At 64.8% G+C, this 6,472-nt stretch carries 7 protein-coding genes and 1 pseudogene; all 8 read right to left on the reverse strand.

Features of this window, described 5'->3' with window-relative positions:
- Positions 1-76: 76 nt before the first annotated feature.
- On the reverse strand, positions 77-1,198 hold the full coding sequence (asd, locus tag LGN10_RS20600; protein WP_124859405.1) for an aspartate-semialdehyde dehydrogenase: 1,122 nt from the start codon (positions 1,196-1,198) through the stop codon (positions 77-79).
- Between the two features lie 85 nt (positions 1,199-1,283).
- Positions 1,284-1,403 carry a hypothetical protein gene (locus LGN10_RS20605; protein ID WP_006756675.1) on the reverse strand — a complete coding sequence of 40 codons (120 nt, stop codon included), beginning with the start codon at positions 1,401-1,403 and terminating at the stop codon, positions 1,284-1,286.
- A 119-nt stretch (positions 1,404-1,522) separates the two neighbouring features.
- Entirely contained in the window at positions 1,523-2,590 is a 1,068-nt protein-coding gene (gene leuB, locus LGN10_RS20610) for a 3-isopropylmalate dehydrogenase (protein WP_226224865.1), read from the reverse strand.
- A gap of 79 nt (positions 2,591-2,669) precedes the next feature.
- Positions 2,670-3,320 carry a 3-isopropylmalate dehydratase small subunit gene (gene leuD, locus LGN10_RS20615; protein ID WP_059582769.1) on the reverse strand — a complete coding sequence of 217 codons (651 nt, stop codon included), beginning with the start codon at positions 3,318-3,320 and terminating at the stop codon, positions 2,670-2,672.
- A 68-nt stretch (positions 3,321-3,388) separates the two neighbouring features.
- A complete protein-coding gene (locus LGN10_RS20620) occupies positions 3,389-3,535 on the reverse strand; it encodes an entericidin A/B family lipoprotein (protein WP_011548098.1) in 147 nt (48 codons plus the stop codon).
- Between the two features lie 3 nt (positions 3,536-3,538).
- Positions 3,539-4,948, reverse strand: coding sequence for a 3-isopropylmalate dehydratase large subunit (gene leuC / locus LGN10_RS20625; RefSeq protein ID WP_226224866.1), 1,410 nt, complete (start codon positions 4,946-4,948; stop codon positions 3,539-3,541).
- 264 nt (positions 4,949-5,212) lie between these two features.
- Positions 5,213-6,138 (reverse strand): annotated as a pseudogene (locus tag LGN10_RS20630) (alpha/beta fold hydrolase).
- Positions 6,139-6,274: 136 nt separating this feature from the next.
- Positions 6,275-6,472, reverse strand: a 198-nt coding sequence (locus tag LGN10_RS20635; RefSeq protein WP_226224867.1) for a hypothetical protein, incomplete at its 5' end; no start/stop codon positions are given.

Raw genomic sequence — 6,472 nt, forward strand, 5'->3', positions numbered from 1 at the left:
GCCGGCCCCGAATCTCGAGGCCGACGCGGCGCGTCGTATCGTGCGGCCCGGCCCGCGAGCCGGACAGCGAGCGTGCTTACTTGTCGAGCAGGATGCGCAGCATGCGGCGCAGCGGCTCGGCCGCGCCCCACAGCAACTGATCGCCGACCGTGAACGCCGACAGGTATTCGCCGCCCATCGCGAGCTTGCGCAGGCGGCCGACCGGCACCGACAGCGTGCCGGTGATCTTCGCCGGCGACAGGTCGCGCATCGACGCTTCACGCTCGTTCGGCACGACCTTCACCCAGTCGTTCGCCGATGCGAGGATGCCGTTGATCTCGTCGAGCGGCACGTCCTTCTTCAGCTTGATCGTCAGCGCCTGCGAGTGGCAGCGCATCGCACCGATCCGCACGCACAGGCCGTCGACCGGGATCGAGCCCGGTTCGCCCATCGCCGGCTTGCCGAGGATCTTGTTGGTTTCCGCGCCGCCCTTCCACTCTTCCTTCGACATCCCGTTGCCGAGATCCTTGTCGATCCACGGGATCAGCGAACCGGCGAGCGGCACGCCGAACTGGCTCGTCGGCATCGCGTCGCTGTTCATCGCCGCCAGCACGCGGCGGTCGATGTCGAGGATCGCGGAGGCCGGATCGGCGAGCTGTTCCTGTACCGCGCCGTTCAGCGTGCCCATCTGCGACAGCAGCTCACGCATGTTCTGCGCGCCCGCGCCCGATGCGGCCTGGTAGGTCATCGCCGTCATCCAGTCGACGAGATTCTCGCGGAACAGGCCGCCGAGCGCCATCAGCATCAGGCTGACCGTGCAGTTGCCGCCGACGAAGTTCTTCGTGCCCTTGACGAGCGCGTCCTTGATCACGTCGAGGTTGACCGGATCGAGGATGATGACCGCGTCGTCCTGCATCCGCAGCGACGATGCCGCATCGATCCAGTAGCCGTTCCAGCCGGCCGCGCGCAGCTTCGGGAACACGTCGTTCGTGTAGTCGCCGCCCTGGCACGTGATGATCACGTCGCACTTCTTCAGCTCGTCGACGCTGGTCGCGTCCTTGAGCGTGGTCTCGTTTTTCGCGAACGACGGCGCCTTGCCGCCCGTGTTGCTGGTGCTGAAAAACACCGGTTCGATCAGGTCGAAATCGCCCTCTTCCTGCATGCGCTGCATCAGGACGCTGCCGACCATGCCGCGCCAACCTACGAGACCTACGTTCATGACTAACCCTTTGCTTTGAATGGAGCTTCCCCGCCATTTCCGTCCCCGCGTGACCGCGCGGGGAAACAGGCGGGCACGACGGCGATCAGCGTTTAATGATCGTTTTCGTGGTAATGGTTTTCGTGATGACGATGGCGCGCGCACCCGCACGGGCAGTGTTGCCGTGGAGTTTCAGGACCGGGGAGATCAGGGAAATCAGCGCCATCGTTCGAGTCTACACAAAGCCGGTGGCCCGCACAACGGCCAACCGCGCGCGAACCGGCCGATTTTCACGGCCCGTTCGCGCCCTTTTCCACATTAGTTACCGCACTTCATCTCTCACGCTTACAGCGCGGCGACCACCGCATCGCCCATCGCCGCCGTGCCGACCTGCTTGCAGCCCGGCGTCGCGATGTCGCCCGTGCGGTAGCCTTGTTCGAGCACCGTTTTCACCGCGCGCTCGATACGATCGGCCTGCTCCGCGCGATTCAGCGAATAGCGCAGCAGCATCGCGGCCGACAGGATCGTCGCGAGCGGGTTCGCGATGCCCTTGCCCGCGATGTCTGGCGCCGAACCGTGCGACGGCTCGTACAGCCCCTTGTTGTGCTTGTCGAGCGACGCGGACGGCAGCATGCCGATCGAGCCCGTCAGCATCGACGCCTCATCCGACAGGATGTCGCCGAACATGTTGCCGGTGACGATCACGTCGAACTGCTTCGGCGCCTTCGCGAGCTGCATCGCCGCGTTGTCGACGTACATGTGCGACAGCTCGACGTCCGCGTACTCCTTCGACACGTCGATCATGATGTCGCGCCAGAACTGCGACGTCTCCAGCACGTTCGACTTGTCGACCGACAGCAGCTTCTTCGCGCGCTTTTGCGCGGCCTGGAACGCGACGTGCGCGATGCGGCGCACTTCCGGCTCCGAATAGCGCATCGTGTCGAAGCCTTCGCGCTCGCCGGCGAACGGGCCGTCCGGCGCCGAGCGCACGCCGCGCGGCTGGCCGAAGTAGATGTCGCCGTTCAGTTCGCGCACGATCAGGATGTCGAGGCCCGCGACGAGCTCCGGCTTCAGCGGCGACGCATCGACGAGCTGCGGATAGCAGATCGCCGGGCGGAAATTCGCGAACAGCTCGAGGTGCTTGCGCAGCCCGAGGATCGCCTGCTCGGGGCGCAGCGCGCGCTCGAGCGAGTCGTACTTCCAGTCGCCGACCGCGCCGAACAGGATCGCGTCGGCCTGCTTCGCGAGCGCCAGCGTCGCGTCGGGCAGCGGATGGCCGCTCGCCTCGTAGCCCGCGCCGCCGACCGGCGCCTGTTCGAGTTCGAACTCCTCGTCGAGTGCGTTCAGCACCTTCACCGCTTCATTGACGATTTCCGGACCGATGCCGTCGCCGGGCAGCACTGCAATCTTCATGCGAAATTCCTGACTGGGTAGGGTGTTATGGAGGCAGGCCGGCGAGCGCACGCACGGCGCGCCCGCCTGCAACGCGCGCTCAGCCGACCAGCTTGGTGCTGAGCCACGGCTGCTTCACGAGCCGCTCCGCTTCGAACTGGCGGATCTTGTCCGCGTGGCGCAGCGTGAGGCCGATGTCGTCGAAGCCGTTCAGCAGGCAGTACTTGCGGAACGCGGCGATCTCGAACGGATACTCGCGGCCGTCGCCCGCGCGCACGACCTGCGCGTCGAGGTCGATCGTCAGCTGGTAGCCGTTGAACGCGTACGTGTCGCTGAACAGGTGATCGACCTGCTGCTCGGTCAGCACGATCGGCAGCAGGCCGTTCTTGTAGCAGTTGTTGAAGAAGATGTCCGCGAAGCTCGGCGCGATGATCGCGCGGAAGCCGTACTGCTGCAGCGCCCACGGCGCGTGCTCGCGCGAGCTCCCGCAACCGAAATTCTTGCGGGCGAGCAGCACCGATGCACCCTGGTAGCGCGGCTGGTTCAGCACGAAGTCCGGGTTCAGCGGACGCTTCGAGTTGTCCTGGCCCGGCTCGCCGTGATCGAGGTAACGCCATTCGTCGAACGCGTTCGGACCGAAGCCCGTGCGCTTGATCGACTTCAGGAACTGCTTCGGGATGATCGCGTCGGTGTCGACGTTCTCGCGATCGAGCGGCGCCACGACGCCGGTATGTACAGTGAATTTTTCCATGATCCGTCTATCCGGTTGAAGGGCCGGCAGTCAGCCGGCGCACATCGACAAATTCTCGGCGGGAAACGTCACTCCGCGGCGCGCTTCAGCGCGCTGCCGGCGGCGTTGACGTCTTCACCGAAGCCGCGGACGGTATTGCAGCCGGCCAGGCCGAAACCCAGCCCCGCCAGCGCCAGCGCGGCAACCAGCCGCGCGATGACTTTCGATGCCGTCACGCGTCACCCCAGCTGGCGAATGTCGACGAAGTGGCCTTCGATCGCCGCGGCCGCCGCCATCGCGGGGCTCACGAGGTGCGTGCGACCGCCCGCGCCTTGCCGGCCTTCGAAGTTGCGGTTCGACGTCGACGCGCAGCGCTCGCCCGGCTCGAGCCGGTCGGCGTTCATCGCGAGGCACATCGAACAGCCCGGCTCGCGCCATTCGAAGCCCGCATCGGTGAACACCTTGTCGAGCCCTTCGCGCTCGGCCTGCGCCTTCACGAGGCCCGAGCCCGGCACGACCATCGCGAGCCGCACGTTCGACGCGATGCGGCGGTTCAGCTTCTTCACGACGTACGCGGCCGCGCGGATGTCCTCGATCCGGGCGTTCGTGCACGAGCCGATGAATATCTTGTCGACCTTGATCGATTCGATCGGCGTGTTCGGCTCGAGCGCCATGTACGCCAGCGCGCGCTCCATCGCGTCGCGCTTGACCGGATCCTTCTCGCGCTCGGGATCGGGCACGCGACCGTCGATCGACGTGACCATTTCCGGCGACGTGCCCCACGTGACCTGCGGGACGATCTCGGCCGCGTTCAGCTCGACCACGCGGTCGAACTGCGCGCCGTCGTCCGACTTGAACTGGCGCCAGTACTCGACGGCCTGATCCCATTCCGCGCCGGTCGGCACGAACGGACGGCCCTTCAGGTAGTCGATCGTCGTGTCGTCCACCGCGACCATGCCCGCGCGCGCGCCGGCCTCGATCGCCATGTTGCAGACGGTCATGCGGCCTTCCATCGTCAGCGCGCGAATGGTCGAGCCGCCGAATTCGATCGCGTAGCCCGTGCCGTCCGCCGTGCCGATCTTGCCGATGATCGCGAGCACGATGTCCTTCGCGGTACAGCCGCGCGGCAGCGCGCCCTCGACCTTCACGAGCATGTTCTTGCTCTTCTTCTGCAGCAGGGTCTGCGTCGCGAGCACGTGCTCGACTTCGGACGTGCCGATGCCGTGGGCGAGCGCGCCGAACGCGCCGTGCGTCGACGTATGCGAATCGCCGCACACGATCGTCATGCCCGGCAGCGTCGCGCCCTGTTCCGGCCCGATGATGTGGACGATGCCCTGGCGCACGTCGTTCATCTTGAACTGCGTGATGCCGAATGCATCGCAGTTCGCGTCGAGCGTGTCGACCTGCAGCTTCGAGACGGGATCGGCGATGCCGTGGCTGCGGTCCGTCGTCGGCACGTTGTGGTCCGACACGGCCAGGTTCGCGCTGATGCGCCACACCGGGCGCTGCGCGATCTTCAGCCCTTCGAATGCCTGCGGGCTCGTGACTTCATGCAGCAGTTGACGATCGATGTAGAGCAGGGTCGTGCCGTCTTCCTCGGTGTGGACCACGTGGGTGTTCCACAGTTTGTCGTAGAGAGTCTGTGCCATGGGTATGCGGGGTCGTTGTGACTACAAGCCTTGCGGATGCGATCGATTATGCCACGCAAAATCGGCCCATGGAGTACCACGATAACGAAAAAAGTGAATAAAAACAGTGAGTTGGGTGGTACACGCGATACCCGGATAAGTATTACCCGGCAAGCGCGGCAGCGCGTGCGGCACAGGCGCGTGCCGCACGACGGGGCTTGCTCCGCGCACCATGTCGGCCGTCGTGGGCCGCTCCAGCCCTTGCAATCGACTCGCGGCGACGTGCTACCGGAAGAAATTGCGCAACGCGCGCGCCAGCGCCTGCGGTTGTTCCTCAGGGATGAAATGCCCGCTATATGCGATCGTCGCAGCCGTCACGTCTTCCGCGACATGTTCGAGCGGCCCTGCCATGTCGGGTATGGATCCCTGGTCGGCACTGACAGCGAGCACGGGCATCGTCAGCTTTCCTCGCGCCTGCAGCTTGCGGTTCTGGGCCGACGATTCCGACACGGCCCGATAAAATGCCAGGCCCGCTCGCAACCCGCCGTCCCTGGTGAACACCCGGACGTACTCGTCGATATCCGCGTCGGAGAACGATTCGGGATTTGCCGCTTTGCGACGCAAGAACCAATCGAGATACGCGCGCTCCCTGCCGGCGATCAACGTCTCCGGCAGGTCGGCTACCGCATGGAATGCAAAGTGCCACGTGCGCCATGCGCTGCGAGGCTCGATCGGCAGTGCGTCGGGCAGCGTGATGCCGGGTATCCCGGCGTCGAGCAACGCCACGCGCTTCACTGAATCGGGATACATCGCCGCAAACGGATAGGCGACCCATGCGCCGACGTCGTGAGCGGCCAGGTAAAAGCGCGAGATATTTTGCCGCTCCAGCAGGCGCGCAAGCGTTGTCGCGACGGTCTGTCATACCCGGTGAGCGGCCGGTCCGAGTCGCCTTGCCCGGGAAGATCCGGCGCCACGATCCTGAATTCGTCCGCGAGCAGGGACATGATTCTGCGCCACGCGTACCAGCTTTCCGGAAACCCCGCGAGCAACACAATGGTCTCGCCGTCGGTGCGGCCGCCTTCGACATAATGAAGGCGCACCCCGTCCACCGTATCGAACCGATGACGAAAGCCGCTGAGCCGCGGGTCTTCGCGAAAATAGGGTGTGGTCGCAAGCGGCAAAGAATCCGCGGTCGATTGATGCTGGTGCATAAGTTCGTCCTCTCTATGGAATCGACTTTCCTGGATGATGGTTCACCACGCGCAGCGCGAGCAATGGCATTGGGAAATAGTCATTTCCTAATTCGACAGAACCGGATCGCGCGCACGCGTGGTTTCGCGTGTTACTTCACATCGAGTTACCCAAGGGATGACGCTCTACCCTAGTGTCCTGTTCCGTTGTTAACTGGTCTATCTTCACGTAGCATGTTGACGTCAACGGAACGGGAGACGTCAGCATGGCGATGGGACGACCGAAGGCGGAACTGGTGCTGAGCGAAGACGAGCGTTCGCAACTGATGTCGATCGCGCGTTCTCGCTCGATTTC

This window comes from Burkholderia sp. AU32262 (assembly GCF_020419985.1).
GTDB lineage: Bacteria > Pseudomonadota > Gammaproteobacteria > Burkholderiales > Burkholderiaceae > Burkholderia > Burkholderia semiarida.